The organism is Caballeronia humi (assembly GCF_001544475.1).
GTDB classification, from domain to species: Bacteria; Pseudomonadota; Gammaproteobacteria; order Burkholderiales; family Burkholderiaceae; genus Caballeronia; species Caballeronia humi.
On the sequence record NZ_FCNW02000048.1, the window covers coordinates 1 to 26,546 of the forward strand.

Consider the following 26,546-nt stretch of genomic DNA (forward strand, 5'->3'; position numbering starts at 1 on the left):
TCGCATGCTGCCGAGCGCGCGTCAAACGGCGGTCGCTGCGTAGTTGCGAAGCTTATGCGCGTGTCAGACCGTCAGCCACTCTGGCTCCGTTCGGCTGGCTCTACGTGAAGTTCCAGTACTGCAATGCGCAGCGAGCCGAGCGTCGATGTGAGCGCGTCGTCCCAACCAGACGCGCTCGTCGCGTCCGGAATTGGACCGGGTCTTGGTCATCGACGCGCTTAACGCCAGTAGCCGACTGCGTAGTGACGGCTTGGCCAGCCCGGGTGTCCCCAGTAGCCGACCGCGACTGACGGGGCATAGACGGGCACGGGTGCCGCGTAATAGGGAACTGGCGGCGCATATACCGCGACGGGCGCATAGGGAACCATCGGCGCGACCATCGCGACGGGCGGCGCCATCACGACAGGCGCCACAGGCACGACCGGCAAGCCTACGTTCACGCCCACGAACACATGCGCCTGCGCGGCGCTGACGAGCCCGACGCCGAGCACCGCAGCGGCGACGGCATGACCGATCTTTATCATGATTTTTCTCCTCGAAACCGGGTGCGACGAAAGTGCGCATCGCTTGAGAAGGATTATGGCGGCCGACAATGAGCGAAGAATGAGGACGCGGATCAGCGGTCAACCTTGCGTTTCAGCCGGTAGCAAACCGACGAGCGAGCCCTTCGTGAGACGGATCATGAATCGTTGGAGCGAGGACACTCGCTTGATGAGCGAAGCTTGAGACGCAGGTTCGACTGGCTAGGCGGGCGCAGAACGGCGATTACGCCAGCGGGAAACTCAGAAACCATCTGTGCTTTGGTTCTCTCGCCAACCGTCGTCGCGTTTGGAAGTACTATTGCCGCGTCGAATCTCGACATCGAAAAGCACAGGCACCCGGAGGCTTCTCTTGAAACTGGTCAAAGGATTCTTGCTCGGCATCGTCGTCTTTCCGGTGCTGTGTTCCGCTCAACCGAGCAGCTGCGATGCGAAGCGCCACTCGATAGAGCAAGAGATCGCCTATGCGCAGGCGCACGGCAATGCGAAGCGTGTCGATGGCCTCGAAACCGCGCTCGCTGAAATGAACGCGAACTGCACCGATGCTTCATTGCGCAGCGAAGCACAACGCAAAGTGACGCGGGCGCAAAAGGAGCTTTCCGAGTGCGAGCAAGACCTTCGAGAAGCGAAGGCCGACGGCAAAAGCGCGAAAAAAATCGCCGACCGGCAGCGCAAGGTCGACAAGGCGCATGCGGAGCTCGAGAGACTGCAGGCGGAAGCGTCCCAGTGAATGCTTGCTCGCAAAACTCCGGGTGATGGATGGTCGATGCAGATTGTGCCGGCCGCCATGGGTGAATGATGTTCGACAACGTGACTGAGACGACTTTGACACGCAGTGCGGGGCGGCACTGGGTACGCGTTCGTTGATCGGGCAATCGCACGCGGGTGGCGCGCGAGTTCGACGGGTGGTGTCGGCGAAGGCCGGTCGCTGGCGCTGTCAAACAAGCAAAAGATTCGCGCTGGCGGTCTGACGAAAAGGGTCGCACACTGTGCCCCCTTGTCTCGTCTCAAACGAAGCGTACTGGCGCGACATCGTATTGCTTTATGAGTTCATCGTGCGTTAGCAGCACGATTCCTTCGGCCATTGCCTGTCCGATGAGAACACGATCAAACGGATCTTTATGCAATGGCGGTAGCTGCGCAACTTCGAACGTGTGCGGAGCCTCGATCGGAAGTTCTTCGTAGCCGGCATCCAGCAGGTTCCGACGCAGCACCCGTGCGTCGATCTTGAAGTCGTCGCGGCCCAGCGCGCTTTTGATGATGATCTCCCAAATACTCGCGACGCTGAAAAAAAGCGTGTTTTCCACGTTTTCGATGGCGACGCGTGCCTCGTGAGGTAATGCAGGATCATCCGCCGCAGCCCAAAGTAGCAGGTGGGTGTCGAGCAAAAGCTTCACTTGGCGTCCTCGAACATGCTGCTGATTTCGTCCGCGCCCATCGTGTCGAAATCGGCGGGCACTTTCATCTGGCCTTTCATGAACCCGATGCGCCGCAGCGGCTTCTCGGGTTCCGCATCGATCCTGACCACCTTGACCAATGGCTTCCCGGATTTGGCGATCACGAACGGCTCACCGCCATTGACCGTTTCCTCGATCAGCCGCGAGAGATTGGTTTTGGCGTCGTGCATGTTGTAGATTTGCATGATAGCCCGTCAAACTTAGTTCAATGGACTTAGTTTAATCATGCCGCTGGAGATTGGCAAGGCATTTTTCGCTTTGATCCCAGCGGGCAAAACCCCATACGTCACAACGGGTCATAAGCCGTTTGACCAGGGTACGTGCACGCGAGCGTTCGGCTACACGCCGCTCGTCCCCCATGCGGAGGCCGGATACGACGAACTGCATAACAAGCTAACACCGGCAACAAGAAGCGCGCATTTCTGGCGGGCATCGGCGTCACGAGCCTCGTACAAAGCAGTAATGCGACGGCCGTCATCATTACGTCGTTTGCGGCGCAAGGTCTGGTGCCACTGGCCGCTGGTCTGACCGTCATGCTGGGAGCGGACGTCGGCACCGCGCTGATGGCGCGCGTGCTGACGCTCGATCTTTCCTGGCTCTCACCGCTTCTGATCCTGTTTGGCGTGCCGCTGTTTCTTACTCGCAAACAGACCCGGGGCGGTCAGGTAGGGCGTACGATCATCGGGCTAGGACTGATTCTTCTCGCGCTTCATCTCATTGTCGAAGCGGCGCAGCCGATGATGCAGGGCGCGGGCGTGCGCGTGATGTTTGGCGCGCTCACAGGCGACACGATGCTCGATGCACTGGTGGGCGCCGGCTTCGCGATGCCATCCGTCAAAACGCGAAGCCGTCCCTTTTTGGTAGCTTGCAAATCTGGAGATTTGAATTTAGCCTGCATCGGCAATCGGCGGATCTCTTCAACGCACTACCTTCCTTTCGGGAACAGCGATGACGATGAAGCGTGTCTGGGCAGGCCGTATCCTTTCGATCTCAGCAGCGGCAGGACTGACTGGTGGCGGCATCAACCCTGCATCGGCTGCGCCACCCGACGCGCTCGTCGCAGCGGCCAGGCAGGAAGGGCAGTTGACCACGATCGCACTGCCGCATGACTGGTGCGGATACGGTGCGCTGATTGCCGCATTCCAGAAAAAATACGGCATCCACGTCAATGAACTCAACCCCGATGCAGGCTCGGGCGACGAGATCGAAGCGATCAAGGCAAACAAAGGCAACAAGGGACCGCAAGCGCCCGACGTGATCGATGTCGGCCTGTCGTTCGGTCCGTCCGCGAAAAAGGACGGCCTGTTGCAGCCTTACAAGGTATCGACGTGGGACGCGATCCCGGCCGCTTCCAAGGATGCGGACGGCTACTGGTACGGCGACTATTACGGCGTGCTCGCGTTCGAAGTCAACGCGGACATGATCGACAAGCCGCCTGCCGATTGGGGCGATCTGCTCAAATCCGACTATCGCAATGCGGTTTCGCTTGCAGGCGACCCGCGCTCGGCCAATCAGGCCATTCAGGCCGTTTATGCGGCGGGCCTCTCGCAGAGCAAGGGCGATGCAGCCAAAGCCGACCAGGCGGGTCTCAAGTTTTTCGCCGATCTGAACAAAAGCGGCAACTTCGTGCCGGTGATCGGCAAGGCCGCGTCGCTCGCGCAGGGCACAACGCCGATCATCGTCCGCTGGGATTACAACGCGCTTGCCGATCGTGACACGCTCAAAGGCAATCCGAAAGTACAGGTGATCGTGCCGAAGACGGGCGTGGTTGCGGGCGTCTACGTGCAGGCGATCAGCGCCTACGCGCCTCATCCGAATGCCGCGAAGCTGTGGATGGAATTTCTCTATTCCGACGAAGGGCAGCTCGGCTGGCTTGCCGGATACTGCCATCCGATACGCTACAACGAACTCGTCGCGCAGAAAAAGGTGCCGCAGGCGCTGCTCGCGAAGCTGCCGCCTGCATCGTCCTATGGCAACGCGGTCTTCCCGACGCTCGATCAGCAGAACGCCACGAAGGACGCCGTGACCAAAGGTTGGGACCAGGTCGTTGGCGCGAACGTAAAGTAGGCGCGGACGAGACCGCCGGGATGAGCGCATCTCCGCAGCCAGGCGCTTCAGGCCCGGACTTGCTGGCGCCGGCCGCGCCTGCGCCGAAGCCCGGACCCGTGCGGGCGGAGAGCGGAGCGAGTTGGCTGACTTATGCTGGCGTCGTTCCGTTTTTCGCGTTCGCGCTGCTGTTTCTTCTGTTGCCAACTGCCTTTCTGATGATCGGCGCGTTTCAGGACGCGCAGGGGCACTTCACGCTAGCGAATATTCGCGAGCTGTTTCAGCCTGCCGTGCTCGATGCCTACTGGATCAGCGTGAAGGTGAGCGTCGCATCCGCCGCCGGCGGCGCGCTGTTCGGCGCGCTGCTCGCCTGGGCCGCGGTGCACGGCCGGTTGCCCGCGTGGATCCGGCCGACGCTCATGACCTTTTCGGGCGTCGCGTCCAACTTCGCGGGCGTGCCGCTTGCGTTCGCCTTCATCTGCACATTGGGTCGCGTGGGCCTCGTAACGGTGCTGGCGAGGAAATACCTCGGCTTCAATCTGTATTCCACCGGGTTCAGCATTCTCAGCTTCTTCGGACTGACCATCACGTACCTTTACTTCCAGATTCCGTTGATGGTCCTCATCATCACTCCGGCGCTCGATGGTCTGAAGCGGGAGTGGCGGGAAGCGTGCGACTGCCTCGGGGGAACGGCGGCGCAGTACTGGCGCTACGTCGCTTTGCCGGTCTTGTGGCCGAGCCTGCTCGGTGCGACGTTGCTGCTGTTCGCCAACGCGTTCGGAGCGGTCGCCACGGCTTACGCGTTGACCGGCAGTTCGCTCAATATCGTTCCGATCCTGCTGTACGCGCAAATTCGCGGCGACGTCCTGCATAACCAGAATCTCGGTTATGCACTCGCGCTCGGCATGGTCGTGGTCACGGGCTTGTCAAACGGCGGCTACATCTGGTTGCGCGCGCGAGCGGAAAGGGGACGCCGATGAAATCGCAATCGCGCGCCGGCGCCTGGGTCGCGATGATCATCGGAACACTGTATTTTTTTATTCCACTTGCTGCGACCTTCGAGTTCAGCCTGCGGATGCGTCGTGACGCTTACAGCTTCGACGCGTATCGCGTCGTCCTCGGCGATCCCCAATTTCAGGCTTCGTTCGGCTATTCGGTGCTCATGGGGTTGCTTACCGTCGTGATCGGCGTAGTGCTCGTCGTGCCCACTGCGTATTGGGTACAACTGCGCTTGCCGAAGCTGCGGCCTGTCGTCGAGTTCATCACCTTGCTGCCGCTCGTGATACCGGCCATCGTGATTGTCTTCGGCTACCTGCGCATCTACAACAGCAGTTCGATTCTGCCGCTCACCAGCAACGAACGCGCGACCGATCTGTTGCTCGTGTTCGGTTACGTCACGCTCTCGCTGCCTTACATGTACCGCGCCGTCGATGCCGGTATGCGCGCCGTGGACGTCCGCTCGCTGACCGAGGCCGCCGAGTGCCTCGGCGCGGGCTGGATGACGATCCTGTTTCGCGTGATCTTCCCGAACGTGCGCTCAGGGATTCTGTCCGGCGCGTTCCTGACGTTTGCCGTCGTGATCGGCGAATTCACGCTTGCGAGCCTGCTGGATCGCCCGGCGTTCGGACCGTACCTGCAACTGGTCGGCGCGAACCGTGCCTATGAGCCCTCGGCGCTGGCGATCATCGCCTTCATTGTCACGTGGGCGTCGATGGGGTTGATCCAGGTGTTCGGCTCGGCGCGCGCGCTGGCCGGCCACAAAACTTGAGCCGGCGAGGCCGCGACCCATGGCATTCCTCGAGATCGACAATCTCCATAAGGCGTTCGGGCCGAACGTCGCGCTGCATCGGTTCGACATGCAGATCGCGCAAGGGGAATTCATCACGTTTCTCGGCCCCTCTGGCTGTGGAAAGACCACCGTGCTGCGTATGATCGCCGGATTCGAGACACCCACGCGCGGCTCGATCCGCCTGGATGGGCGTGACGTCACGCATGTGCGCACGCGCGATCGCGCCGTCGGCATGGTGTTCCAGTCCTATGCGTTGTTTCCGAACATGACGGTGGCGCAAAACATCGGATTCGCGTTGAAGGTCGCAAAGCGTTCGCCGAGGGAGATGGACGCTCGCGTTGCCGAAATGCTCGAACTGATCAAGCTGCCGCATCTGGCCGAGCGTTATCCGTGGCAGTTGTCGGGCGGACAGCAACAGCGCGTGGCATTGGCGCGTGCGCTGGCGCGCAAGCCCCAGGTGCTGCTGCTCGACGAGCCCCTTTCCGCGCTCGACGCGAAAATTCGCGTCTCCCTGCGCGAGGACATTCGGGCGCTGCAGCGTGAACTCGGCATCACGTCGATTTTCGTCACGCACGATCAGGAGGAAGCGCTGTCGATCTCGGACCGGATCGTCGTGATGAACGACGGGCGTGTCGAGCAAACGGGCTCGCCGCTCGATATCTACAACTTTCCACGCACACGCTTCGTCGCGTCGTTCGTGGGTACGCTCAACATCCTGACCGGCCTCGTGATCGATCCGGCAACGGGACGCGTCGCCGTGAATGGTCAGGAACTGGTGACTTCGCGGCCGTTCCCGCCAGACGATGCCGGCAAGGAGCGTCTGCTGGCGCTACGACCCGAGGCAGTCCTGCTGGAGCCGCCATCGAGCGGACGGAACTCGCTCGAAGCTACGGTCGAGGAAATCAGTTTTCTTGGCGCCATCGTGCGCATTCGCGCGCGGGTGAGGGACTCCGTCATTTCGCTCGATGTTTTCAATGATCCTAACCGCGTCTTGCCGGAACGCGGACAGCCAGTCTCTCTCGGTTTCTCGCACGACAACCTGCTCGTGCTGGACGAGAACGCCGTCTAGGCGAGAGGCACTCTGCGATCAGCTGAGGACCGGTGACGTCTAGCGGTCAAACTCCTTCGTCTGCTCGGCCTCCTCGAACATTTTCCCCAGTCCGGTCGGCACAAGAATGAGGGACCTGTCCTTCGGATCGTAGCTTTCTGCCAACCTGAACGCTTCCGAAATGATCGTTTCAACGTCTTGCCGCAGCATCGTCACATCGAACGGAAGATACGCCGCGAACGGGTCCCAGTCGAAGCAACCGACTACCGCCGATTTCCACGCTTCCAGCGGCAATGTCGCCGTGAACTGAACGATCCCTTCGAACGCGGTAATCGAATTCAATAGCAAACCCGCTGGAAGGCGTCCGAGCGTCGTGTAGCGCTTTGCAAGCGCGCGCTTGGCAGCGGCCGCGTTATACCCGCAACATTCGATGGCGTCTCTTGCTGGCGACAAGCCGCGCGCTTCAAACGCATCTCTAAAGCCCGCGATCCGCATCTCGGTTGCGTATTCACCCGCAACCCCGCCCAGCAAGATCAACTCATCCGGCGTATGGCCGCCAGCCAGAAGCTTTTCGATCAGAACATCGGTGATCGCCCGAGCGCCTTTGCGGTTGTCTGAAACAACCGATGGTGCTCCGTCGCCCGGCAGGTCCAGGTTGATGCAAGGTACGCCGGCAGCGGCACACAGTTCGTTCAGCGGCGTTGGATTACGCACGCCGGCGATAAAGAGCAATTCAACTCGTTGCGACAGAAGTGTTTGAGTCACGCTGACTTCGACCGTGGGGTCACGCTGTGTACCCACCACCATCGGACAAAGTCCACGGCCGCGCGCCTCGACCTCGAAGGTCTCCGCGAGTGCCGCGAAAAACCGGTTCCGGTAATGCGGAAGAATCATGCCGGCCAAACCCGAGCGCGAGAGACGGAGCCCGCGAGCTTTCATGTTGACGGCGTAGCCGAGTTTCTGCGCGGCGTCGAGAATCCGATTCGCGGTCTCCTCCCTGATCCGATAGCGCGCCCAAGTGCCGTTGAGCACCATGCTTACGGTCGCCGTCGAGGAGCCTGTCGCCTTCGCGACATCGTAAATCGTGGATTTGCGTGTGGGGTTACTGCTTGCCATCAAAGTGCTCCGAGGGCGATTTCCCGCCGGTCGTAATCCGTGAAAGTTATCCCGTTTGAGAAAGCGCGAAATATCAGGGTTTGCACGAGTCGACCGGTTTGCTAAATAGATTCAGCATACACGAACCCGAATTGCTAAATGGATTTAGCAACATTTAGCAGGCCATCAAAATCCGGGGTGTCCAATATTCACTTTCCAGCGTCTGGTGCCATGACCAGGCGTAATTCGGAGGAGACATGTTCAAAAACATCATCCGTACGTTGAGCGTCGGCGCCATTGCGTTTGCCTTGGCCACGAACCTGGCTTCTGCGTCGCCGGACAAGCCGGTCATCGGCGTCGTTGTGAAGATCGGCGGCATTCCCTGGTTCAATGCCATGGAGCAGGGAATCAAGAAGCGCGCAGATCAGCTCGGCGTGAAGGCATTCATGGTTGGCCCCACGAGCGCTGACCCCGCGCTGCAAGTCCGTGCCATCGAAGACCTGATTGCGCAGCACGTGGATGTCATCGGTGTGGTACCTAACGACGCCCAGGTTCTGGAGCCTGTTCTCCAGCGCGCCCGCGCGGCCGGTATCAAGGTCATCACGCACGAGTCGCCGAAACAGCAAAACGTCGACTGGGACTTTGAACTGGCTTCAGTGAAGGGCTTCGGCGAGGCGTATGGCAAGCGTCTGGGCGAGGCGCTCGGCGGCAAAGGCGAGTATGCGGTCTTCGTCGGCTCGCTGACTGTGCCCCTGCATAACGCGTGGGCCGATGCAGCCATCGCCTACATCAAGGCCAACTATCCGGGCATGAAGCTGGTAGGTGACCGCTACGGCGTTGCGGAAGACGTCGACGCGTCGCGCAAGACCGCACTCGATCTGATGCGCGCGCATCCTGACCTGAAGGGCATTCTCGCATTCGGCAGCCAGGGTCCGATTGGCGCCGCTCGCGCCGTTGCCGAACAGCAGGCCAAGGGCAAGGTTCAGGTTCTCGGTCCGTTCTCACCGGGGCAAGGCCGGCGTCTCGTTCACGATGGCGTGCTCTCGGGCGGCTACATGTGGAACCCGTCCGTCGCCGGCGAAGTATTCGTGACGCTGGGAACGATGCTGGTCAAGGGACAACCGATCAAGGACGGCACGAACATTCCGGGTCTGGGGGTCGTTCATCCCGATGGTCACAACCTGATCGTCGACCAACTCGTCGACCTCAACGCAAAAACCGTTGATGACCTCGCGAAGATGGGTCTTTGACGACAACTCCTTTTCCGAACGGGTGGGCACCGCGACGACGCTCACCCGGCGGTTACGGGTAAGTCGCGCGCGAGCGCGCAACGGCCACACGCCAGTACCATCGGAGCGTTTCCATGAGTCAACCCGCCTCCACCCATTCCGTCGACTCGCAACGAGGCGACATCGATTTTGCCCCGCCCATTCTCGAAGCCGACCGCACGCCGCTGTTGAAGCTCGAAAACATTTCCAAAGTGTTTGGAGGCGTCCGGGCGCTGCGCGAAGTGAAGTTCGACGTCATGCCCGGCGAAGTGCTCTGTCTCGCGGGCGAGAACGGCTGCGGTAAAAGCACCATCATCAAGATCATCAGCGGCGTCTATACACCCGAACCCGGTGCAGTGATGCAGATGGACGGTGAGTCCATCGAAGGCCTCGACCCGGCGCGTGCTCGCGACCTTGGTATCCAGGTCATCTGGCAGGACCTGGCGCTTTTCCCGGAGATGACAGTCGCGGAGAACATTGCTTTCGAACAGAACCTTGGACCCCGGCCGCGTGTGGTGAACTACGGGAAGATGAAAGAGGCAGCGCGTCGAATTCTGGAGCGGCTCGGTGTTTCCATCGATCTGAACCGTTCGGTCCGCTCTCTTCCCATCGCGCAGCGCCAGATCGTAGCCATCGCGCGCGCGCTCGTGAGAGACGCCCGCCTGGTCTTCATGGACGAGCCGACGGCCTCGCTCAGCCACGCAGAAACCGAGGCGCTGCTGAAGATCGTTCGGCGACTTTCGGCCGATGGAATCGCCGTCGTGTTCGTCAGCCACCGTCTTGCCGAAGTGCTCAATGTCTGCACGCGCGTGACCGTTTTGCGTGACGGCCAGTACGTCGGCACATTCCCGACGGAAGGGATGACGCAAACGCGCCTCACCGAACTCATGACCGGGCGGACCTTCGACTATGAAGTCCGGAGCACCGACCTCTCGGCCGCTCCTGTCGTGTTCGAAGTTCAGGGCTTGTCTCGCCGGCGTGAATATCGGGACGTCTCGTTCAAAGTAAGGAAAGGCGAGATTCTGGGGCTGACGGGTCGTCTTGGAGCGGGAAGAACCGAAGTCGCGCTGTCTCTGTTCGGAATGACGCGACCAGCGGCCGGGTCGATGCGCATCGAAGGAAAGGCGTTGTCGCCCCGGTCCAATCGGGATGCGATTCGCGCGGGCATCGCTTACGTATCGGAGGACCGCCTCCAGCTAGGGCTGGTTCAGCAGCAATCGATCGGGGACAACACGGTTTCGACAGTATTGAACGACCTTCTGGACTCGACTCAACTCATCTCGTCCAGGAAGCGCAACGCCTTGATTCACGACTGGATTCAGCAACTCGCCGTGAAAATTGGCAAGCCCGATGACGCGGTCTCGACACTGTCGGGCGGCAACCAGCAGCGCATCGTGCTCGCCAAGTGGCTGGCGACGAACCCGAAGTTCCTGATACTGGATTCGCCCACCGTCGGTGTCGACGTGGGCGCCCGGGCTGGCATCTTCGCCATCATTCATAAGCTCGCGGCCGGGGGCATGGCTATCCTGCTTATCTCTGACGAGATTCCGGAGGTCTACTTCAACTCCGACCGTATTCTGCATATGCGCGACGGACGGATCGTCACCGAGTACGTGCCGGGCAAGACAACCATGGAACAGATCGAGCGAGACGTCCATGCCTGATTTTCGCAAACTCGGAATCGGTTCGATCGAGGCCCTCCTGATTCTTGTCATCGCCATCATGGTGATTGGCCTCAGCCTGACTACCAAGACCTTTTTTACCCTGCCTAACCTGTTTGACCTGCTGAACCAGAGTTCCGTCAATATCATCTTCGCGGTCGGATTGTTGGTTGTATTGATTGCGGGAGGGATTGACATCTCGTTTGCGGTAGGTGCGTCGGTAGTCCAGTACCTGACGGCACTGACGGTAATGCGACTGGGCGGTGGGAACTGGGCTTTGGGGTTTCTCGCGGCCGCGTTTTTTGGTTTCATGCTCGGTGCTATCAACGCCACCATCATCTACCGTTTCAAGATCGTCTCCATTGTGGTGACGATTGCGACGTTCAATGTGTTTTTCGGCGGGTTGATGTTCGTGACGGGTGGCGTGTCCATCTACGACTTGCCGGACTGGTGGATCAATAGAGTGTCGATCGTCCACTTCAACACGGCAAGCGGCAATGCGAATCTGGCTCTGCCCGTTGCGGTAATGGTCGTGATGGTCGTTGCCACGTGGTTCCTGCTTCGTCGCACCACGACCGGCCGCCAACTGTACGCGATGGGCGACAACCCGGAGGCCGCACGACGCGTGGGCGTTAATCTCGGAGCGATGCATTACGTCGCCTTCGGCTGGCTCGGCATGATGGCGGGGATTGCGGGACTGATGCAGGCTCATTACGTGCAAGAGGTCGTGCCGAATGCGCTGTACGGACGTGAGCTCGACGTACTGGCTGCAGTCGTGCTGGGCGGCGCTCGCCTGGGCGGCGGACGCGGGACCATCCTCGGTTCCATCCTCGGCATCTTGCTGACCGCGATTACCGCGAACGGGTTGAACCTGCTTGGCATCTCGCCGTACGCGTTCAAGATGATCATCGGCGCCATCATCCTTATCGCCATCACCTTGTCCAGCGGCGGCTTCGCCAAGCTCGTGGGAACGCGATTCACGTCACAAAGCGTAAAGGCCTCGTCATGAATACCTCATCTCATCGCTCGTCTGCGCCGCTCGTACCGGCCGACGTTGTTGGGCTGCTCGGATTTCTCGCGATCGTCATCGTGGTCCTGAGCATCGCCTCCGATCGCTTCTTCTCGTCGAGCACCTTTGTGTCAGTGGCGTTCCAGCTTCCGGAACTCGGCTTCTTCACGCTGGCCATGCTGATGCCGTTGATTTCGGGTGGGTTCAACCTCGCCGTGACTTTTACGGCGAACATCTCGGGTCTGGCAATGGCGTACGTGATTCAAACCCACGGCGGCGCGGACGCGGGGGCGGCAGTCATCGTTCTTGGCATCGTCGCCGCATTGGCGACCGGCGCCGCTGCGGGCTGGGTAATGGGTGCCGTCATCGCTCGTACTGGGGCAAGCCCGATCCTCGTATCGCTGTCGATGATGATTTTTCTTCGCGGCCTGGGCGAATTTCTGACGCGCGGTGGAGACATCTCAGGGTTTCCGCCGTTTGTGCGCCAGATGGGCAACGGCTTCTTCTTTGGCATCCCCATTCCGCTCCTGATCTTTCTCGCGTGCGCGCTGCTCTGGCACATCGTGATGACGCGCTCGCGGCTGGGTTTCGCGACGCGCATGGTCGGGTCGAATCTGGAAGCCACGCGGTACTCGGGTATCGCCACCACGCGCGCCGTCACGCGAATCTACATGTTGTCGGGGCTCATGTGCGGTATCGCGGGCGTCGTCATGGCCGCGCGATTCAACTCGGTTCGCGTCGGCCACGGCGAGGCATTCCTGCTCATCTCGGTGCTGGCGTGTTTCCTCGGTCGTGTCGATCCCTTCGGTGGCTTCGGGCGTGTGGTTCCCGTCGTGATTGCACTCATCATTCTTCAGGTCATCGCATCCGGTCTCAATTTGCTCGGCGCCAACCAGCATTTGGCGACCGCGCTGTGGGGCGTCTTCCTGCTTGCCGTGATGCTCCTTCGCTGGGCGTGGGCGAACGGTCTTTCCAAAACTTTGGTCCGCAGGCGCGTGACCGCTTCTCAAGGAGTTGCACGATGAACAAGCTTGGCGTACACGCACTGGTATGGGCGGGTGATCTCTCGCCGGAGTCGACCCGCAAGGTTTTGAGCTCGACGAAGGCCGCTGGATTCGACGTCGCTGAGTTGTCCCTGCACGGCCCGAAGGTGATGGACCTGGCTCTTACGCGCGATCTGGTGCAGGAGCATGAGCTGGAGGTCGGCTGCTCGCGGGGTCTGACCTTCGACGCCGACGTGTCGAGCGACGACGCCGCCACGGTCGCTCGCGGTGTCGCGCTGCTGGAAGAAGGCATCGCCATCACGTCGGAAATCGGCGGCAAGTATTTCGGCGGGATTCTGTACGGTGCGATGGGCAAGTACAACGCGCCCGTCACGAAGAAGGGGCGTCAGAACGCCGTCGACTCCCTCAAGCGCATTGCTGATTTCGCGCTGAAGAAAAATGTGACGCTTGGGCTGGAGGTCGTGAACCGCTATGAGAGCAACCTGCTCAACACCGCTTCGCAAGCGCTCGCGATGCTCGACGAAGTCAACGCGCCCAATGTCGTCGTTCACCTCGACACCTACCACATGAACATTGAAGAATCCGATTTCATGCAGCCGATTCTGGAGTGCGGCAGCCGCCTCGGCTACGTGCACATCGGTGAAAGCAATCGGGGTTATCTCGGTTCCGGCACCATCGACTTCTCGCAATTCTTCCATGCGCTTGCCATGATCGACTACAAGGGTGTCGTGACGTTCGAAAGCTTCTCGTCCACGGTCGTGAACGAGCAGCTTTCCAACGCGTTGGCCATCTGGCGCAACTTGTGGGACGACGGCATGGACCTGGCCAGACATGCTCACGAGTTCATGGCCGGCGGCATCAACGCTGCGGCGAAGGCTCGCGAGCACCACTGAGCTTCGTCGAGTGATTTAGGCGGCGCGGCCGCCGAATTGTATGGTCCGCAAATTTGGCGGCGGCGAGGGATAGACGCCTTCACCGTGCGCCGCTTCGCTCGACATTCCGTATAGCCAATCTGTCATAAGTGATTAAGTAGAGCAAAATCCGCTTTCCGCGCGATTTTATTTTCCGCAGATAACGTTTGCGGCAATGAATCGATGATTTGTCTAGCTTCAGGAATCACCAAACCCGTCGTAATCATGGTCACGCAGCGGTTCCCGTCGACTTCGTCGCGGAACGCGCTTATCCGATACGTGTGCGTCTCTTCGCGCCAGTAGCGGGTCGAGGCGGTGAATCCATGGCAAGAGGGGAGTGGGGCGAGATGAATACAAAACAAATGACGGTCAAGGCGAAGCTGGCGGTGGGATTCGGTTTGCTCACTGCCGCTGTTCTGGTGATCTCCGGCATGTCGCTGAATGCGCTGAGCGACTCCAACGAGCGGTTCTCTCACTATATGTCCGGCATCAACGCACGCGCAGATGCGGCCGAGCACGTGCGGACAGCGGTTGACCGGCGTGCCATCGCCGCGCGTAACCTGGTGCTGGTGACGACAGCCCCGGACCTCGAACTCGAAAAGGCCGCCGTGACGCAAGCGCACGAAGACGTGCAGGCGAACCTTCGCAAGCTCAAGGACCTGATGGGCACCGCGAGTGACGCGAGCCCTCAGGCGCGGGCACTCGTCGCCGAAATCGATCGTGTCGAATCGTTGTACGGGCCGGTTGCGCAGGCGATCGTCAATCTCGCCTTGAACAACAAGCATGACGAGGCCATCGCAAAGATGAATGCCGAGTGCCGGCCGCTGCTCGACGCGTTGATCAAGGCGACAAAGAATTACTCGGACGTCACCAGCGAGCGTGAAGCGCAGTTGGTGCGGGAGTCAGCCGACCACTATGCGAGCCAGCGAAATCTGTTGATCGCGATTTGCCTCGCGGCGATTCTGGCCGCGGTCACGGCCGGAGTGTTGATTACGCGCAGTTTGACGCGCTCATTGGGAGCCGAGCCCGCAGCACTCGGCGAAGTGACGCAGCGCGTCGCAGGCGGCGATCTCAGCACGATTCCGGGTGCGCAGCATGCGCCGGCGGGAAGCGTGCTCGCATCGATGGGTGAGATGCAGCGCAGCCTCGTCGACTTGATCGGCCAGGTTCGCACGGCCGCCGACAGCATCGCGACCGGGTCGAGCCAGATCGCCACGGGCAACGTGGATTTGTCCTCGCGCACTGAGCAGCAGGCGTCGTCGTTGCAGGAGACGGCCTCCAGCATGGAGGAACTGACCGCGACCGTGAAGCAGAACGCTGAGAACGCTCAACAGGCGAGCGCGCTTTCCGCCAACGCGTCGGACGTGGCGCAGAAGGGCAACGACGTGGTGAGCCAGGTCGTCGATACGATGGGTGACATCAGCCAGAACTCGACGAAGATTGCGGACATCACCGGCATCATCGAGGGGATTGCGTTTCAGACCAATATTCTTGCGCTGAACGCCGCAGTCGAGGCCGCGCGTGCGGGCGAGCAGGGTCGTGGCTTTGCCGTGGTGGCAAGCGAGGTGCGCAGTCTCGCACAGCGTTCGTCGAGCGCCGCCAAGGAGATCAAGGACCTGATCAACACGTCGGTGCAAAAGGTTCAGGACGGTTCCGTGCTTGCCAGCGAGGCCGGAAAGACCATGGCGGAAGTGACGCAGGCGGTCGCGCGGGTCACCGACATCATGGGCGAAATCGCGGCCGCCTCGGGAGAGCAGAGTCGCGGCATCGAGCAGGTCAACCTGGCGATCACGCAGATGGACGAGGTGACCCAACAGAACGCCGCGTTGGTCGAGGAGGCGGCGGCCGCCTCTCAGTCGCTGGAAGATCAGGGCCGTCACTTGACAGAGGCAGTATCGTTCTTCCGCCTTGAAGTCGATGCAACCGAGCGTTTCACCGGCACGTCACGTCACGCGCCAGCAACCAAACGACCGGCAAGCGTGACAACGAAACTCGCCACTCGCGCTACGACCTCTGCGAGGCTCGCCGGTGCCACGGCAGGAAGTCATTCCGATTGGCAAACATTCTGAGTTGGAGCGGGCTACGCCAATGAAGTATGTCGCGTCACATTGACCCCGGGCAAGGCAGCGTTCGGTTCACGCGCTAACCGCAATACTACGCATGACGCGGTTGGTTCCTCGACCACAGCGCCTAACATCCATTTTTGTATTCGAGCAGTCACTATGTCCTCTGGTGAAGTTTTGTTTCCGTTATCGGTCGGTGCGACCACGACCTATGAGTTCGCGCCGGGGCGGCGGGCGATCATTTTCCTGGTCGACGCCACAGTCCCTCTGTACAGCGTCGTGTTCGGGAGCATGAAGTTCTTCGCGAACCCGCATCAGGCGAAGCAGCAAATCGACGCGTGTAAGAAATCGGCCGATCTGGAGATGCCCGAACCAAGCTGGAACTGGCGATTCGATGCGGGCTTCGAGCATTCGATTGACGGCAGCAGGAAAAAGGGATGGCTCTTGACGGTCTGATACAGAGCGATATCGGGCGATGTCGAATGAGCCATGCCGGCGCCGGTTCAGCGGCCGAGAGTGATAGCGAGGGTGGAGGGATGAATGTTTTTTTCGTGACCGCGATAAAGCGCGTGGACGACATTTACGTCGTGATCGACGCCGAAAGCGGCGAGACGTACGGGCAGTTATCTTCGTTGGAGATGGTCGGGAGCCTCGTCAGGAGTGTCGTGCAGGACGCACATGCGCAGGTGATCGCCGACGTGCAGTGAATCTTCCCACGAAGCAGACGGGCGCCTCATTGTCCGGCGCGAGCCAGCGTCAGCGTTGCGGCGTCGATTAACCCCGACCCCCGCTCGTCGAAACCAGTCCGAGCGACCATTTCGACATACGCAAGCGTTGCTGCTTTGCACAAAAGTTGACTTTTGATGCGGTACGGACTTACCCGGATGCAAAAAAGTATCGGTGACCGGTTTCAATTTCGGTAGTGAATTAGCCCGGGGGGAGCTAATGTTCACGCATGGCGGCGCAAATATCTTTTTGCGCAAATCGCCCGAAAACAAAAGCTGGTCAGGAGGACGACAATGGATACCATCATGCGGGCGACGGCATGTCAGTGCGGCACATGCGGCTACTGCCGTGTCGCGCGTACCGATGCACGCCGTGCCAACATCGTCCAGCCGGACCTCGAACTCGTCGCCGTTCCGCATGACGAGTCATTCAAGGCATGGTCGCATGGTTATCCCTATCGCACGGTGCGCTGGCACTTCCACCCTGAATTCGAGATTCAACTGATTACGGCAACGACGGGCAAATACTTCGTCGGCGATTACATCGGCGATTTCGAGCCCGGAAACCTCGTCATGACCGGCCCCAACCTGCCGCACAACTGGGTTAGTAACGTGCCGCCGGGCGAGCGTGTCGATGAGCGCTGCCTGATCCTCCAGTTCGATACCGGGTTCATCGCGCGCGCGATCGAGGTGTTCCCGGAGCTCAAGCGTGTGGAGTCCTTGCTCGATGCATCGAGGTGGGGCGTGCTGTTCACACCGAAAACGGGCGCTGCCGCCGAACCGATCCTGCGCGAGATGCTCGTCGCCCAAGGCATGCGGCGCATCACGCTGTTCGTTACGTTGCTCGATCTGCTCGTGCAGAGTGCCGAGCCGCTGAAGCTCGCAAGCGCCGCTTACCACGCGGACCCTGCGCGCTACGCGGAAACGCGTATCAACCATGTGCTTTCGTATATCGGTAAGAACCTGTCGCAGGATTTGCGGGAATCGGAGTTGGCCGAGCTCGCGGGACAAAGTGCCAGCGCCTTTTCGCGCTATTTCCGGCGGCATACCGGCGTGCCTTTCGTGCAGTACGTGAACCGGTTGCGCATCAATCTGGCCTGCCAGTTGCTGATGTCGGGCGAACTGAGCATCACCGAAATCTGCTATCAGGTCGGCTTCAACAATCTCTCGAATTTCAATCGCCAGTTCCTGTTGTTGAAGGACATGTCGCCCTCCCGATGGCGGGCGTATCAGCAACTCAATGCAGCCAGCGCGATTGAAACGCCCGACGTCACGAACGCAATCGAAGCGTTCAGCTAGCGGGATTTCCCATCGGCAGGCAACGGAACGCGACGCTCGTATGAAGCATCGCGCAGGGCGAACTCGTCCTTGCGATTCTCCGCCCGACGCCGCCATCAAGAATTCATGCAACCAGCAAGAAGCCCCTGAGGCTCAACTACGGCAGCTTTGCGCCGGATTCTTTAGAAAAACGGAGACATTTCGATGACCAGACTTTCGAACCATCTGATCTGCGCCAGCGCGCTGACCCTCAGCCTCTTGAGCGGCACGCCGGCACTGGCCGCGCCCAGTGGCACGGTGGCTTTTTTGATGCCTGACCAGGCCTCGACGCGTTACGAACAGCATGACTTTCCAGGTTTCAAGGCTGAAATGACGAAGCTCTGCCCCGACTGCAAAGTGCTCTACCAGAACGCCAACGCCGACGTCGCGACGCAGCAGCAGCAGTTCAATTCCGTGATCTCGCAAGGGGCGAAGGTGATCGTCCTCGACCCGGTCGATTCGACCGCTGCCGCGTCCCTCGTTCATCTGGCGCAAAGCCAGGGAATCAAGGTGATCGCCTATGACCGCCCCGTGCCGTCGACGCCGGCGGACTACTACGTGTCGTTCGACAACGAAGGCATCGGGAAGGCCATCGCGCAATCGCTCGTCCAGCATCTGAAAGAAAAAGGCGTGCCGACCGACAAGGGCGGCGTGCTCCAGGTGAACGGCTCGCCGACCGACGCTGCCGCGGGACTCATCAAGAACGGCATTCATGCCGGGTTGCAGGGCAGCGGCTACAAGACGCTCGCCGAGTACGACACGCCGGATTGGGCGCCGCCGAAGGCCCAGCAATGGGTCAGCGGTCAGATCACCCGCTTCGGGGCGCAGATCGTCGGCGTCGTCGCCGCCAACGACGGCACGGGCGGCGCCGCCGTCGCGGCCTTCAAGGCAGCCGGTGTGAACCCATTGCCCCCGGTGACCGGCAACGACGCGACGCTCGCGGGACTGCAATTGATCGTAGCCGGCGACGAGTACAACACGATCCTGAAGCCGAGCGAGATCGTCGCGGCGGCGGCGGCGAAGGTGGCGGTCGGCTTCCTGTCGGGCCAGGCGCCGAAAGCGGAAAGGACGCTCTTCAAGACCCCGTCCCAGCTCTTCACGCCGACGGTGATCACCGCGAAAAACATCAAGTCGGATGTCGTCGACAAAGGGATCGTGAGCGCGAAGGAGCTGTGTACCGGCCGCTATGCCGAAGGGTGCAAGAGCCTGGGAATTGCGAACTGATCCGGCACGACGCTCGAAGGGATCGGCTCGTGCCTGATCCCTCAATTCATCAAGAGGTAGCCGTCCTATGACTGATAACTCCACGACACGATCCGGCCGAGGCGAGCTGGTGCTGAGCCTGCGCGGTGTCTCGAAGCACTTCGGGGCGGTTTCCGCCCTGACGGATATCGAACTCGACGTCCACGCCGGCGAGGTCGTCGCCCTCGTGGGCGACAACGGGGCCGGGAAATCGACGCTGGTGAAGGTGCTCGCCGGCGTACATCAACCGAGCGCGGGCACGATCAGCTTTCGCGGCAAGGAGGTCACGCTGCCCGATCCGGCTGCGGCGCTCGATCTCGGCATCGCGACGGTGTTCCAGGATCTCGCGCTGTGCGAAAACCTCGACGTCGTCGCGAATATCTACCTCGGGCGCGAGCTGAGTCCGCTGCGCCTCGACGAAGTCGCGATGGAAGTGAAAGCCTGGACGCTGCTGAACGAGCTGTCGGCGCGCATCCCGAGCGTGCGCGACGTGGTCGCTTCGCTCTCGGGCGGGCAGCGTCAGACCGTGGCGATCGCACGTTCGCTCTTGCTCGATCCCAAGCTGATCATGCTCGACGAGCCGACGGCCGCGCTCGGCGTCGCGCAGACCGCCGAGGTGCTGAACCTGATCGAGCGGGTACGCGATCGCGGCCACGCGGTCATCATGATCAGCCACAACATGGAGGACGTGCGCGCCGTGGCGGACCGCATCGTGGTGCTGCGGCTCGGCCGCAACAACGGCGTCTTTTATCCCGACTCCTCGAATCAGGAACTGGTGGCCGCCATCACCGGCGCCACGGAAAACGCGGTGTCTCGCCGCGCCGGCCGGCGCCAGGCTGAACAGGGCGTATAGACCAAGGAACGATCATGAGCAATGAAATGCAAGGCGGTCAACCGCGCGATACGCAGGTCGCTCCGCAAAAATCGACGCTGCTCGATCGCAGCGATGTCCGCGTCAAGCACGCGGCCGGAGTCGGCGGGGCCGTCGGCGCCTTCGTCGAGCGGGTCAAATCGGGCGATCTGGGTTCGCTCCCGGTCATCGCGGGCCTCGTCATCATCTGGACCGTGTTCACCAGCCTGAATCCGGTATTTCTCTCGGCCAACAACCTGGTGAACCTGCTGTTCGACTGTTCGACGGTCGGAGTGATCTCGCTTGGCATCGTCTGCGTGCTGATGGTGGGACAGATCGACTTGTCGGTGGGCTCGATGAGCGGCTTCGCTTCGGCGCTGGTGGGCACGCTCTGGGTCAACTACGGCTGGCCGGTGCTGCTTGCCATCGTGGCGGCAATCGTAGTCGGCGCGGTGGTCGGTGCCCTCTACGCGCTGCTGCTGAACAAACTCGGCATGCCGAGCTTCGTCGCGACGCTCGCAGGGCTGCTCGCGATCCTCGGGATGCAGTTGTACGTCCTCGGCGCAACCGGTTCGATCAACCTGCCGTACGGGTCGACGATGGTGAACCTCGGGCAATTGATGGTCATTCCCGCCATCGTCTCGTACGTCCTTGCGCTGGTGCCGGGCGCGTTGACCCTGCTGATCGGGCTGCGCACGCGCGAACGCCGTCGTGCGTCCAATCTTTCGGCGCCCTCGGTGGGCAGCCTGCTCGTACGCAGTCTGGCGATCACGGTGCTTCTGGAGATCGTCGTCGCGTATCTCAATCAGGGACGCGGCGTTCCGCTGATGTTCGGACTCTTCCTCGGCCTCGCGGTCGCGATGGACTACGCGCTGAAGCGGACTCGCTGGGGCCGGTCGATGAACGCGGTCGGCGGCAATCACGAAGCCGCGCGGCGCGCGGGGATCAAGGTCGGCGCGATCTACACGAGCGCGTTCGTGCTGTGCGCGAGCTTCGCCGCGCTCGGCGGCGTGCTGACTGCGGCGCGGCTCGCGTCGGCCAGCCAGCAGGCCGGCACCGGCGACGTCAACCTCAACGCGATCGCAGCGGCCGTGATCGGCGGCACCAGTCTCTTCGGTGGCCGGGGCAGTGCGTATTCGGCGGTGCTGGGCATCATCGTGATCCAGTCGATCGCGAGCGGCCTCACGCTGCTGAACCTGTCGTCCTCGCTGCGCTTCATGATCACGGGCGCGGTGCTGGCGATCGCCGTGATCGTCGACTCGCTCGCCCGGCAGTCCCGCGTCTCGCATGGCCGCGCGTAATTCCAGAGAATCCAGGAGAGCAGTCAATGTCTGAATCGATGAAGGGAAAGGCCGCCGCCATCACGGGTGCGGCGTCGGGAATCGGCCTCGAGTGCGCGCGTGCGTTGATCGCGGAAGGCGCGAAGGTCGTTCTGGTGGATCGTGCGAAGGAGCGGCTGGAGCAGCTTTGCGCGGAACTGGGGCCGAACGCGCTGCCGCTGGTCGTGGATTTGCTGCAGCCGTCGGAGGTTTCCGCGCTGCTGCCGAAAATCCTCGATCTGGCTGGCGGCCTCGACATCTTTCATGCGAACGCCGGCGCCTACATCGGCGGCGACGTGCTCGATGGCAATCCCGACGAGTGGGATCGCGTGCTGAACCTGAACGTCAACGCTGCGTTCCGGTCGGTTCACGCCGTGCTGCCGCACATGGTCGCGCAGAAATCGGGCGACATCATCTTCACCAGCTCGATCGCGGGCATCGTCCCGGTGGTGTGGGAGCCGATCTACACGGCCTCCAAATTCGCGGTGCAGGCCTTCGTCCACACGACCCGGCGCCAGCTCGCGAAGCACGGCGTGCGCGTCGGCGCGGTGGCGCCGGGGCCGGTCGTCACCGCGCTGCTCGATGACTGGCCGAAGGCGAAGATGGACGAGGCGCTCGCCTCGGGCAGCCTGATGCAGCCCAAAGAAGTCGCCGATGCGGTACTTTTCATGCTGACGCGGCCGCGCAACGTGACCATTCGCGACCTGGTGATCCTTCCGAATAGCGTCGATCTCTAGAACATGGCCCGGCGCGGCGTACTGTCGGCCGGGACTATTCCTACGACAGACAGTGAGCTATGACCTCGAATAGCCCGAACTCCGGCGCGGCGGACAGCCCGCGCTATGTCATCGGCGTGGACGTGGGCACGGGCAGCGCCCGCGCTGGCATCTTCGATCTGGCCGGCCGCATGCTGGCGTCGGCCAAGCACGACATCACGCTGTTCCATGCGAGCGGCTCCATCGTCGAGCAGTCGAGCGGCGAAATCTGGAGCGCCGTGTGCCGTTCCGTGAAGGACGCGCTCTCGCAGGCGAAGGTGTCGCCCGATCAGATCGCCGGCATCGGCTTCGATGCCACTTGCTCGCTCGTCGTCCTGGGAGAGGGCGGGCAGCCATTGCCCGTGGGCCCGTCCGAGCAAGCCGAACGCGACATCATCGTCTGGATGGACCACCGCGCCCTGGAGCAGGCGGAGCGCATCAACGCCGCGGGCCACGAAGTGCTGAAATTCGTGGGCGGCAAGATCTCGCCGGAGATGGAAACACCGAAGCTCCTGTGGCTCCTCGAAAACCGGCCGGCCGTCTTCGCGGCGGCCTGGCAATTCTTCGACCTGACCGACTTCCTGACCTGGCGCGCGACCGGCGATCTGTCCAGATCGACGTGCACGGTCACGTGCAAATGGACTTATCTGGCGCACGAAAGGCGCTGGGACGAAAGCTACTTCTGCAGCGTCGGGCTCGGCGTGCTGGCGGACGAGGCCTTCGCGCGCATCGGCCAGAGCGTCGTGGACCCGGGAACGCCGCTTGGAAACGGCCTGACGGAAAGCGCCGCCGCGGAACTCGGCCTGCGCACCGGGACGCCCGTCGCGGCGGGCGTGATCGATGCCCATGCTGGCGGGATCGGCACGGTCGGCGTCGAGGGTGAGCCCGAATCCTGCCTTGCCTACGTCTTCGGCACCTCGTCGTGCACGATGACCACGACCCGGAGTCCGGTCTTCGTGCCTGGCGTCTGGGGGCCGTATTTTTCGGCGATGGTGCCCGACGCATGGCTCAACGAGGGAGGTCAATCGGTCGCGGGCGCGGCCATCGAACAGTTGATCTCGATGCACCCGGCAGCGCCCGAGGCCCGACGCCTCGCCGAGCAGGCGGGTCAATCCGTGCCGGTCATGCTGGCGGGTCTCGCTGCCGAGGCGGCTGACGGCCTCTCGGGGGCGGTGATGGCGGCGCGCGGCTTGCATGTCGTTCCGGAGTTTCTGGGAAACCGCGCTCCGCACGCCGACCCTCACGCACGAGCGGTCATCGCGGGCCTCGGGATGGAGAGCGACCTTGAAAGCCTCGTTGCGCTCTACGTTGCGGGCATCTGCAGTATCGGGTACGGCCTTCGCCAGATCATCGAAGTGCAGGCCGTGGCCGGCGCGCCGATTGAGCGGGTCGTGATCAGTGGCGGCGCTGGACGGCTCGACCTCGTCCGGCAACTGCTCGCGGATACGACAGGAAAGCCGGTGCTCGCCACGCAGGCGGAAGAGCCGGTGCTTCTGGGGGCCGCGATTCTGGGCGGCGTAGCGGCCGGTCTGTTCGACGACGTGCGCTCGGCGATGGCCGCCATGTCGCGGGTCAGCAGGACCTATGAGCCCGAAGCGGGCGACATTGCGGCATTGCACGAGGCACGGTTTCGCGCATTTCAGCGGTTGCAGAGCGTGGCGAGAGAAATACGCTAGTTTCGTCGACGACGGAATGCCCGCGGCGTCTCGCGCGGGCAAGGCCACGTCCGCTCGTTTCGCCAGCGCTTGCGGCATGACGGCAGTACAATCGACTTACTTCGCGAACCTCGGGAGTCTGTCATGGCCGAATCGATGACCGTCGTGCTGTTGGGGCTAGTCGTTCTTGCACTCGCAGGAATACTCGTGATCGAGCACTACCGGCGCGAGCATCACCGGAACCAGCAGCTTCGCTGGCTCGACACTCATCCGATGAAGGACTGGGTACATCGACGGCCCTGAGTCGAACGACGCCGGCCTCCGCGTAATTTCAAGCCGAACCGCTCTCGCAGCGTTTCACGAGCGCCGGTTCCGCGCCGAACCCGTTGACGCACGGACGACCAGTTCTGGCGCAGGCGCGACTTGCATCAGCGCGCCCACCGCAGACCCGTCGATCAAGGCGCGCAGCAATCTGACCGCCATCGTCGCGGCGGCTTCCGTGGGCACCGCCACCGTGGAGAGGGCGGGCCGCGACTCGCGCGCCAGTTGAATGTCCGTGATGCCTATAACCGAAAGATCCTCCGGTACTTTACGGCCGAGGTCCGCTGCGGCATGCATCGCGCCCAGTGCGGGCAGGTCATTGGTCGCAAAGATCGCAGTCACTTCAGGCAATGCCGTGAGGAGTTCCGTCGCGGCCTCGTAGCCACCCTGAATCGAATCGCGGGTGAAACGGGCTTCGGCCGGAACATGCGCGATACCGGCCTCGCGCAATGTCGCGCAGAAACCCTCGTAGCGTGCCGCGTGAACGCCATCCGCCTGACTGCCTATGATCGCCCCGATCCGCTTGTGCCCCAGGTCGAGCAGATGCCGCGCTGCCAGCGCGCCCGCAGCAAAGAAGTCCACCGCGATACACGGCATGCCCGGAGGCGCATCAGGCCGCTCCCACATGCACAGGACCACTGCCGTGCCGCGTGCCTGTGTTTTGCGAAGGTCATCGAAATCGAGGTTTGCGTTCATCACGAGCACGCCTTCGGAGAGCGTACCCGCGATCTGTTCGAGGTACGCCCGGCCGATCGCGGGATCTTCGTTGGTGTTGCAGACGATGAGAAAGCGACCGCTTTGTCGCGCCGCCCGCTCTGCCGCCAACGCGAACTCCGGATAGAACGGATTGGCGATGCTCGACACCATCAGCGCGAGGGTAGGAGCGCTGCCTTCGGCGAGCGCGCGCGCGGTCAGATGCGGCCGGTAGCCGAGCGTATCGACGGCTTCGAGCACGCGCTGACGCGTCGCCACGCCCACCTTGCCGCGATTGCGCAGGACATTGGAGACAGTCGCCGCGGTTACACCGGCGAGTTTCGCCACTTCGGTAAGGGTCGTCATCGGTCGGAAGCTGGCTCGCGTTTGTCTTTATCGAGCGCACTGTGCCGTCGTGAACGATTCATGTACATCTTCCAGGTGTGAGACCAAAATTTGGGATGACGTCCCGGCATTTGCATCCGCTGACTCATAGCGCTAAATTCGCCAGCAAAGCAGTTCAAAAATACAGACGGAGACAGCCCGAGCGATCCCTAAACAAGATCGCTTTTTGACGGGCATTAGGTTAAACGCTTAACCTTTAAAAGTCTCCGCGTAGAAATACGGAGACGACAGCATGGCGAGCATCTCGTTGCGTTCGGTTCAGAAGTCCTACGGCGATCACGCGCCGGTGATTCGCGATGTGAATCTCGAGATCGGCGAACACGAGTTTTGCGTGTTTCTCGGACCGTCCGGTTGTGGCAAGTCAACGCTTTTGCGCATGATCGCGGGCCTGGAGGACATCACCGACGGCGACCTGTACATCGGCTCGGCCCTCGTGAACGACATTCCGGCCGCCAGGCGCGGTGTCGCGATGGTGTTCCAGAGCTACGCGCTCTTTCCGCACATGACCGTCTACGAGAACATGGCCTTCGGCCTGACGCTCGCAAAGACGCCGAAGGACGAAATCGACCGCAAGGTACGCGAGGCCGCGCGCGTGCTGCAACTCGAAGCGCTGCTGGAGCGGCGGCCCAAGGCGCTGTCGGGCGGCCAGCGGCAACGCGTGGCGATCGGGCGCGCGATCGTGCGCAGCCCGGGCGTCTTTCTCTTCGACGAACCGCTTTCCAATCTCGATGCCACGCTGCGCGGCCAGACGCGCGTCGAAATTGCGCGGCTGCACCAGCAGTTCGAGAAGGCCAGCGTCGTCTATGTCACGCACGACCAGATCGAAGCGATGACGCTCGCCGACAAGATCGTCCTCCTCCATGCGGGCGCGGACACCGCGAAGCACGGCAGCATTGCGCAGGTCGGCACGCCGCTCGAGTTGTATCACCGGCCGCGAAGTCTCTTCGTCGCGGGCTTCATCGGCTCGCCGAGGATGAACTTCCTGCCGGCGCGCGTGGTGTCGGCGCGAAGCACCGGCGTGCGCATCGCGCTCGACGGCACGGGCGAGCCGATCGATACCGACATCGACGGCTCGGGGCTGGTTCCCGGGCTGCCCGTCACGCTGGGCATTCGTCCCGAACATCTCGATCCGCTCGTTGCACCGGGTGCGCAACACATCAGGCGCACGGTGTCGCTCGTCGAGCAACTGGGCGAGCACAGCTACCTTCATCTCGACCAGCCGGGCGGTGCCGTCCTGATCGCGAAGGCGCCGGGCGACTGCACGCCGCGCCAGGGCGATACGGTCGCGTTCAACGTGCCGCGCTCGTCGTGTCACCTCTTCACCGAAGACGGATTCGCCGTCGCTTCGGCTCACGTTGCCCAATTTGCGTAGGA

Annotated in this window: 26 protein-coding genes and 1 pseudogene; 22 read left to right on the plus strand and 5 right to left on the minus strand. The window is 61.9% G+C overall.

Going from position 1 to position 26,546, the window contains the following annotated elements:
• Positions 1 to 218: 218 nt before the first annotated feature.
• A complete protein-coding gene (locus tag AWB65_RS27855) occupies positions 219 to 524 on the minus strand; it encodes a hypothetical protein (protein WP_087670239.1) in 306 nt (101 codons plus the stop codon).
• A gap of 388 nt (positions 525 to 912) precedes the next feature.
• On the opposite strand from AWB65_RS27855, the gene AWB65_RS27865 reads away from it, so the two are divergent.
• Positions 913 to 1,269 (plus strand): DUF1090 domain-containing protein, encoded by a 357-nt coding sequence (locus AWB65_RS27865; RefSeq protein WP_235007795.1) that lies wholly within the window; start codon positions 913 to 915, stop codon positions 1,267 to 1,269.
• 277 nt (positions 1,270 to 1,546) lie between these two features.
• On the opposite strand, the gene AWB65_RS27870 is transcribed toward AWB65_RS27865, so the two are convergent.
• Together AWB65_RS27870 and AWB65_RS27875 are read right to left on the minus strand one after the other, a co-directional pair.
• Positions 1,547 to 1,936, minus strand: coding sequence for a type II toxin-antitoxin system VapC family toxin (locus AWB65_RS27870; protein ID WP_087670241.1), 390 nt, complete (start codon positions 1,934 to 1,936; stop codon positions 1,547 to 1,549).
• Complete coding sequence (locus AWB65_RS27875) at positions 1,933 to 2,181, minus strand: type II toxin-antitoxin system Phd/YefM family antitoxin (RefSeq protein ID WP_087670242.1); 249 nt, start codon at positions 2,179 to 2,181, stop codon at positions 1,933 to 1,935. The genes AWB65_RS27870 and AWB65_RS27875 overlap by 4 nt, the downstream gene beginning before the upstream one ends.
• 210 nt (positions 2,182 to 2,391) lie before the next feature.
• Here AWB65_RS27875 and AWB65_RS27880 point away from each other — a divergent pair.
• The 5 genes and pseudogenes from AWB65_RS27880 to AWB65_RS27900 all read left to right on the plus strand — a co-directional run.
• Positions 2,392 to 2,886, plus strand: a pseudogene (locus AWB65_RS27880) (Na/Pi symporter); the annotation flags it as partial.
• A gap of 58 nt (positions 2,887 to 2,944) precedes the next feature.
• Positions 2,945 to 4,063 carry an ABC transporter substrate-binding protein gene (locus tag AWB65_RS27885; protein ID WP_087670243.1) on the plus strand — a complete coding sequence of 373 codons (1,119 nt, stop codon included), beginning with the start codon at positions 2,945 to 2,947 and terminating at the stop codon, positions 4,061 to 4,063.
• A 20-nt stretch (positions 4,064 to 4,083) separates the two neighbouring features.
• Entirely contained in the window at positions 4,084 to 5,022 is a 939-nt protein-coding gene (locus AWB65_RS27890; RefSeq protein WP_087670244.1) for an ABC transporter permease, read from the plus strand.
• On the plus strand, positions 5,019 to 5,810 hold the full coding sequence (locus AWB65_RS27895; RefSeq protein ID WP_087670245.1) for an ABC transporter permease: 792 nt from the start codon (positions 5,019 to 5,021) through the stop codon (positions 5,808 to 5,810). Before AWB65_RS27890 ends, AWB65_RS27895 begins: the two co-directional genes overlap by 4 nt.
• Positions 5,811 to 5,829: 19 nt before the next feature.
• Complete coding sequence (locus tag AWB65_RS27900) at positions 5,830 to 6,900, plus strand: ABC transporter ATP-binding protein (protein ID WP_087670246.1); 1,071 nt, start codon at positions 5,830 to 5,832, stop codon at positions 6,898 to 6,900.
• 39 nt (positions 6,901 to 6,939) lie between these two features.
• Here AWB65_RS27900 and AWB65_RS27905 read toward each other — a convergent pair whose 3' ends face one another.
• Positions 6,940 to 7,995, minus strand: coding sequence for a LacI family DNA-binding transcriptional regulator (locus AWB65_RS27905; protein ID WP_087670247.1), 1,056 nt, complete (start codon positions 7,993 to 7,995; stop codon positions 6,940 to 6,942).
• Between the two features lie 236 nt (positions 7,996 to 8,231).
• On the opposite strand from AWB65_RS27905, the gene AWB65_RS27910 reads away from it, so the two are divergent.
• From AWB65_RS27910 to AWB65_RS36725, 15 genes are all read left to right on the plus strand, one after another.
• Positions 8,232 to 9,224: a substrate-binding domain-containing protein gene (locus AWB65_RS27910; protein WP_125474221.1), complete on the plus strand. Its 993-nt coding sequence runs from the start codon at positions 8,232 to 8,234 to the stop codon at positions 9,222 to 9,224.
• A 113-nt stretch (positions 9,225 to 9,337) separates the two neighbouring features.
• Positions 9,338 to 10,906, plus strand: a complete 1,569-nt coding sequence (locus AWB65_RS27915; protein WP_087670248.1) for a sugar ABC transporter ATP-binding protein — start codon at positions 9,338 to 9,340, stop codon at positions 10,904 to 10,906.
• On the plus strand, positions 10,899 to 11,912 hold the full coding sequence (locus AWB65_RS27920) for an ABC transporter permease (protein ID WP_087670249.1): 1,014 nt from the start codon (positions 10,899 to 10,901) through the stop codon (positions 11,910 to 11,912). The genes AWB65_RS27915 and AWB65_RS27920 overlap by 8 nt, the downstream gene beginning before the upstream one ends.
• Complete coding sequence (locus AWB65_RS27925) at positions 11,909 to 12,937, plus strand: ABC transporter permease (protein WP_087670250.1); 1,029 nt, start codon at positions 11,909 to 11,911, stop codon at positions 12,935 to 12,937. The genes AWB65_RS27920 and AWB65_RS27925 overlap by 4 nt, the downstream gene beginning before the upstream one ends.
• The gene (locus tag AWB65_RS27930; protein ID WP_087670251.1) at positions 12,934 to 13,809 is read left to right on the plus strand and encodes a sugar phosphate isomerase/epimerase family protein; all 876 of its coding nucleotides are present in this window, start codon (positions 12,934 to 12,936) and stop codon (positions 13,807 to 13,809) included. Before AWB65_RS27925 ends, AWB65_RS27930 begins: the two co-directional genes overlap by 4 nt.
• Positions 13,810 to 14,174: 365 nt before the next feature.
• Positions 14,175 to 15,896 (plus strand): methyl-accepting chemotaxis protein, encoded by a 1,722-nt coding sequence (locus AWB65_RS27935; RefSeq protein WP_087670252.1) that lies wholly within the window; start codon positions 14,175 to 14,177, stop codon positions 15,894 to 15,896.
• A 153-nt stretch (positions 15,897 to 16,049) separates the two neighbouring features.
• Complete coding sequence (locus AWB65_RS27940; protein ID WP_125474222.1) at positions 16,050 to 16,346, plus strand: hypothetical protein; 297 nt, start codon at positions 16,050 to 16,052, stop codon at positions 16,344 to 16,346.
• Between the two features lie 26 nt (positions 16,347 to 16,372).
• Positions 16,373 to 16,597: a hypothetical protein gene (locus tag AWB65_RS36455; RefSeq protein WP_235007797.1), complete on the plus strand. Its 225-nt coding sequence runs from the start codon at positions 16,373 to 16,375 to the stop codon at positions 16,595 to 16,597.
• Between the two features lie 312 nt (positions 16,598 to 16,909).
• On the plus strand, positions 16,910 to 17,914 hold the full coding sequence (locus AWB65_RS27950; RefSeq protein WP_235007798.1) for an AraC family transcriptional regulator: 1,005 nt from the start codon (positions 16,910 to 16,912) through the stop codon (positions 17,912 to 17,914).
• 183 nt (positions 17,915 to 18,097) lie between these two features.
• Positions 18,098 to 19,156 carry an ABC transporter substrate-binding protein gene (locus AWB65_RS27955; protein WP_087670255.1) on the plus strand — a complete coding sequence of 353 codons (1,059 nt, stop codon included), beginning with the start codon at positions 18,098 to 18,100 and terminating at the stop codon, positions 19,154 to 19,156.
• 67 nt (positions 19,157 to 19,223) lie between these two features.
• Positions 19,224 to 20,027 (plus strand): ATP-binding cassette domain-containing protein, encoded by an 804-nt coding sequence (locus tag AWB65_RS27960; RefSeq protein WP_087670256.1) that lies wholly within the window; start codon positions 19,224 to 19,226, stop codon positions 20,025 to 20,027.
• A 14-nt stretch (positions 20,028 to 20,041) separates the two neighbouring features.
• The gene (locus AWB65_RS27965) at positions 20,042 to 21,325 is read left to right on the plus strand and encodes a sugar ABC transporter permease (RefSeq protein ID WP_235007799.1); all 1,284 of its coding nucleotides are present in this window, start codon (positions 20,042 to 20,044) and stop codon (positions 21,323 to 21,325) included.
• 26 nt (positions 21,326 to 21,351) lie between these two features.
• The gene (locus AWB65_RS27970) at positions 21,352 to 22,080 is read left to right on the plus strand and encodes an SDR family oxidoreductase (RefSeq protein WP_087670257.1); all 729 of its coding nucleotides are present in this window, start codon (positions 21,352 to 21,354) and stop codon (positions 22,078 to 22,080) included.
• Between the two features lie 59 nt (positions 22,081 to 22,139).
• On the plus strand, positions 22,140 to 23,774 hold the full coding sequence (locus tag AWB65_RS27975) for an FGGY-family carbohydrate kinase (RefSeq protein ID WP_087670258.1): 1,635 nt from the start codon (positions 22,140 to 22,142) through the stop codon (positions 23,772 to 23,774).
• Between the two features lie 123 nt (positions 23,775 to 23,897).
• Entirely contained in the window at positions 23,898 to 24,056 is a 159-nt protein-coding gene (locus AWB65_RS36725) for a hypothetical protein (RefSeq protein WP_181505769.1), read from the plus strand.
• Positions 24,057 to 24,110: 54 nt separating this feature from the next.
• Here AWB65_RS36725 and AWB65_RS27980 read toward each other — a convergent pair whose 3' ends face one another.
• Positions 24,111 to 25,133, minus strand: coding sequence for a LacI family DNA-binding transcriptional regulator (locus AWB65_RS27980; protein WP_087670259.1), 1,023 nt, complete (start codon positions 25,131 to 25,133; stop codon positions 24,111 to 24,113).
• A gap of 271 nt (positions 25,134 to 25,404) precedes the next feature.
• Between AWB65_RS27980 and AWB65_RS27985 the strand changes: the two genes are divergently transcribed.
• Positions 25,405 to 26,544, plus strand: coding sequence for an ABC transporter ATP-binding protein (locus AWB65_RS27985; protein WP_087670260.1), 1,140 nt, complete (start codon positions 25,405 to 25,407; stop codon positions 26,542 to 26,544).
• Positions 26,545 to 26,546 lie beyond the last annotated feature (2 nt).

Bases quoted from the DNA above. Each gene is read 5' to 3' on its own strand.
- AWB65_RS27855 (WP_087670239.1), bottom strand. From the start codon at position 524: ATGATAAAGATCGGTCATGCCGTCGCCGCTGCGGTGCTCGGCGTCGGG.
- AWB65_RS27875 (WP_087670242.1), bottom strand. From the start codon at position 2,181: ATGCAAATCTACAACATGCACGACGCCAAAACCAATCTCTCGCGGCTG.
- AWB65_RS27885 (WP_087670243.1), top strand. From the start codon at position 2,945: ATGACGATGAAGCGTGTCTGGGCAGGCCGTATCCTTTCGATCTCAGCA.
- AWB65_RS27890 (WP_087670244.1), top strand. From the start codon at position 4,084: ATGAGCGCATCTCCGCAGCCAGGCGCTTCAGGCCCGGACTTGCTGGCG.
- AWB65_RS27895 (WP_087670245.1), top strand. From the start codon at position 5,019: ATGAAATCGCAATCGCGCGCCGGCGCCTGGGTCGCGATGATCATCGGA.
- AWB65_RS27900 (WP_087670246.1), top strand. From the start codon at position 5,830: ATGGCATTCCTCGAGATCGACAATCTCCATAAGGCGTTCGGGCCGAAC.
- AWB65_RS27905 (WP_087670247.1), bottom strand. From the start codon at position 7,995: ATGGCAAGCAGTAACCCCACACGCAAATCCACGATTTACGATGTCGCG.
- AWB65_RS27910 (WP_125474221.1), top strand. From the start codon at position 8,232: ATGTTCAAAAACATCATCCGTACGTTGAGCGTCGGCGCCATTGCGTTT.
- AWB65_RS27915 (WP_087670248.1), top strand. From the start codon at position 9,338: ATGAGTCAACCCGCCTCCACCCATTCCGTCGACTCGCAACGAGGCGAC.
- AWB65_RS27920 (WP_087670249.1), top strand. From the start codon at position 10,899: ATGCCTGATTTTCGCAAACTCGGAATCGGTTCGATCGAGGCCCTCCTG.
- AWB65_RS27925 (WP_087670250.1), top strand. From the start codon at position 11,909: ATGAATACCTCATCTCATCGCTCGTCTGCGCCGCTCGTACCGGCCGAC.
- AWB65_RS27930 (WP_087670251.1), top strand. From the start codon at position 12,934: ATGAACAAGCTTGGCGTACACGCACTGGTATGGGCGGGTGATCTCTCG.
- AWB65_RS27935 (WP_087670252.1), top strand. From the start codon at position 14,175: ATGAATACAAAACAAATGACGGTCAAGGCGAAGCTGGCGGTGGGATTC.
- AWB65_RS27940 (WP_125474222.1), top strand. From the start codon at position 16,050: ATGTCCTCTGGTGAAGTTTTGTTTCCGTTATCGGTCGGTGCGACCACG.
- AWB65_RS36455 (WP_235007797.1), top strand. From the start codon at position 16,373: ATGAGCCATGCCGGCGCCGGTTCAGCGGCCGAGAGTGATAGCGAGGGT.
- AWB65_RS27950 (WP_235007798.1), top strand. From the start codon at position 16,910: ATGGATACCATCATGCGGGCGACGGCATGTCAGTGCGGCACATGCGGC.
- AWB65_RS27955 (WP_087670255.1), top strand. From the start codon at position 18,098: ATGACCAGACTTTCGAACCATCTGATCTGCGCCAGCGCGCTGACCCTC.
- AWB65_RS27960 (WP_087670256.1), top strand. From the start codon at position 19,224: ATGACTGATAACTCCACGACACGATCCGGCCGAGGCGAGCTGGTGCTG.
- AWB65_RS27965 (WP_235007799.1), top strand. From the start codon at position 20,042: ATGAGCAATGAAATGCAAGGCGGTCAACCGCGCGATACGCAGGTCGCT.
- AWB65_RS27970 (WP_087670257.1), top strand. From the start codon at position 21,352: ATGTCTGAATCGATGAAGGGAAAGGCCGCCGCCATCACGGGTGCGGCG.
- AWB65_RS27975 (WP_087670258.1), top strand. From the start codon at position 22,140: ATGACCTCGAATAGCCCGAACTCCGGCGCGGCGGACAGCCCGCGCTAT.
- AWB65_RS36725 (WP_181505769.1), top strand. From the start codon at position 23,898: ATGGCCGAATCGATGACCGTCGTGCTGTTGGGGCTAGTCGTTCTTGCA.
- AWB65_RS27980 (WP_087670259.1), bottom strand. From the start codon at position 25,133: ATGACGACCCTTACCGAAGTGGCGAAACTCGCCGGTGTAACCGCGGCG.
- AWB65_RS27985 (WP_087670260.1), top strand. From the start codon at position 25,405: ATGGCGAGCATCTCGTTGCGTTCGGTTCAGAAGTCCTACGGCGATCAC.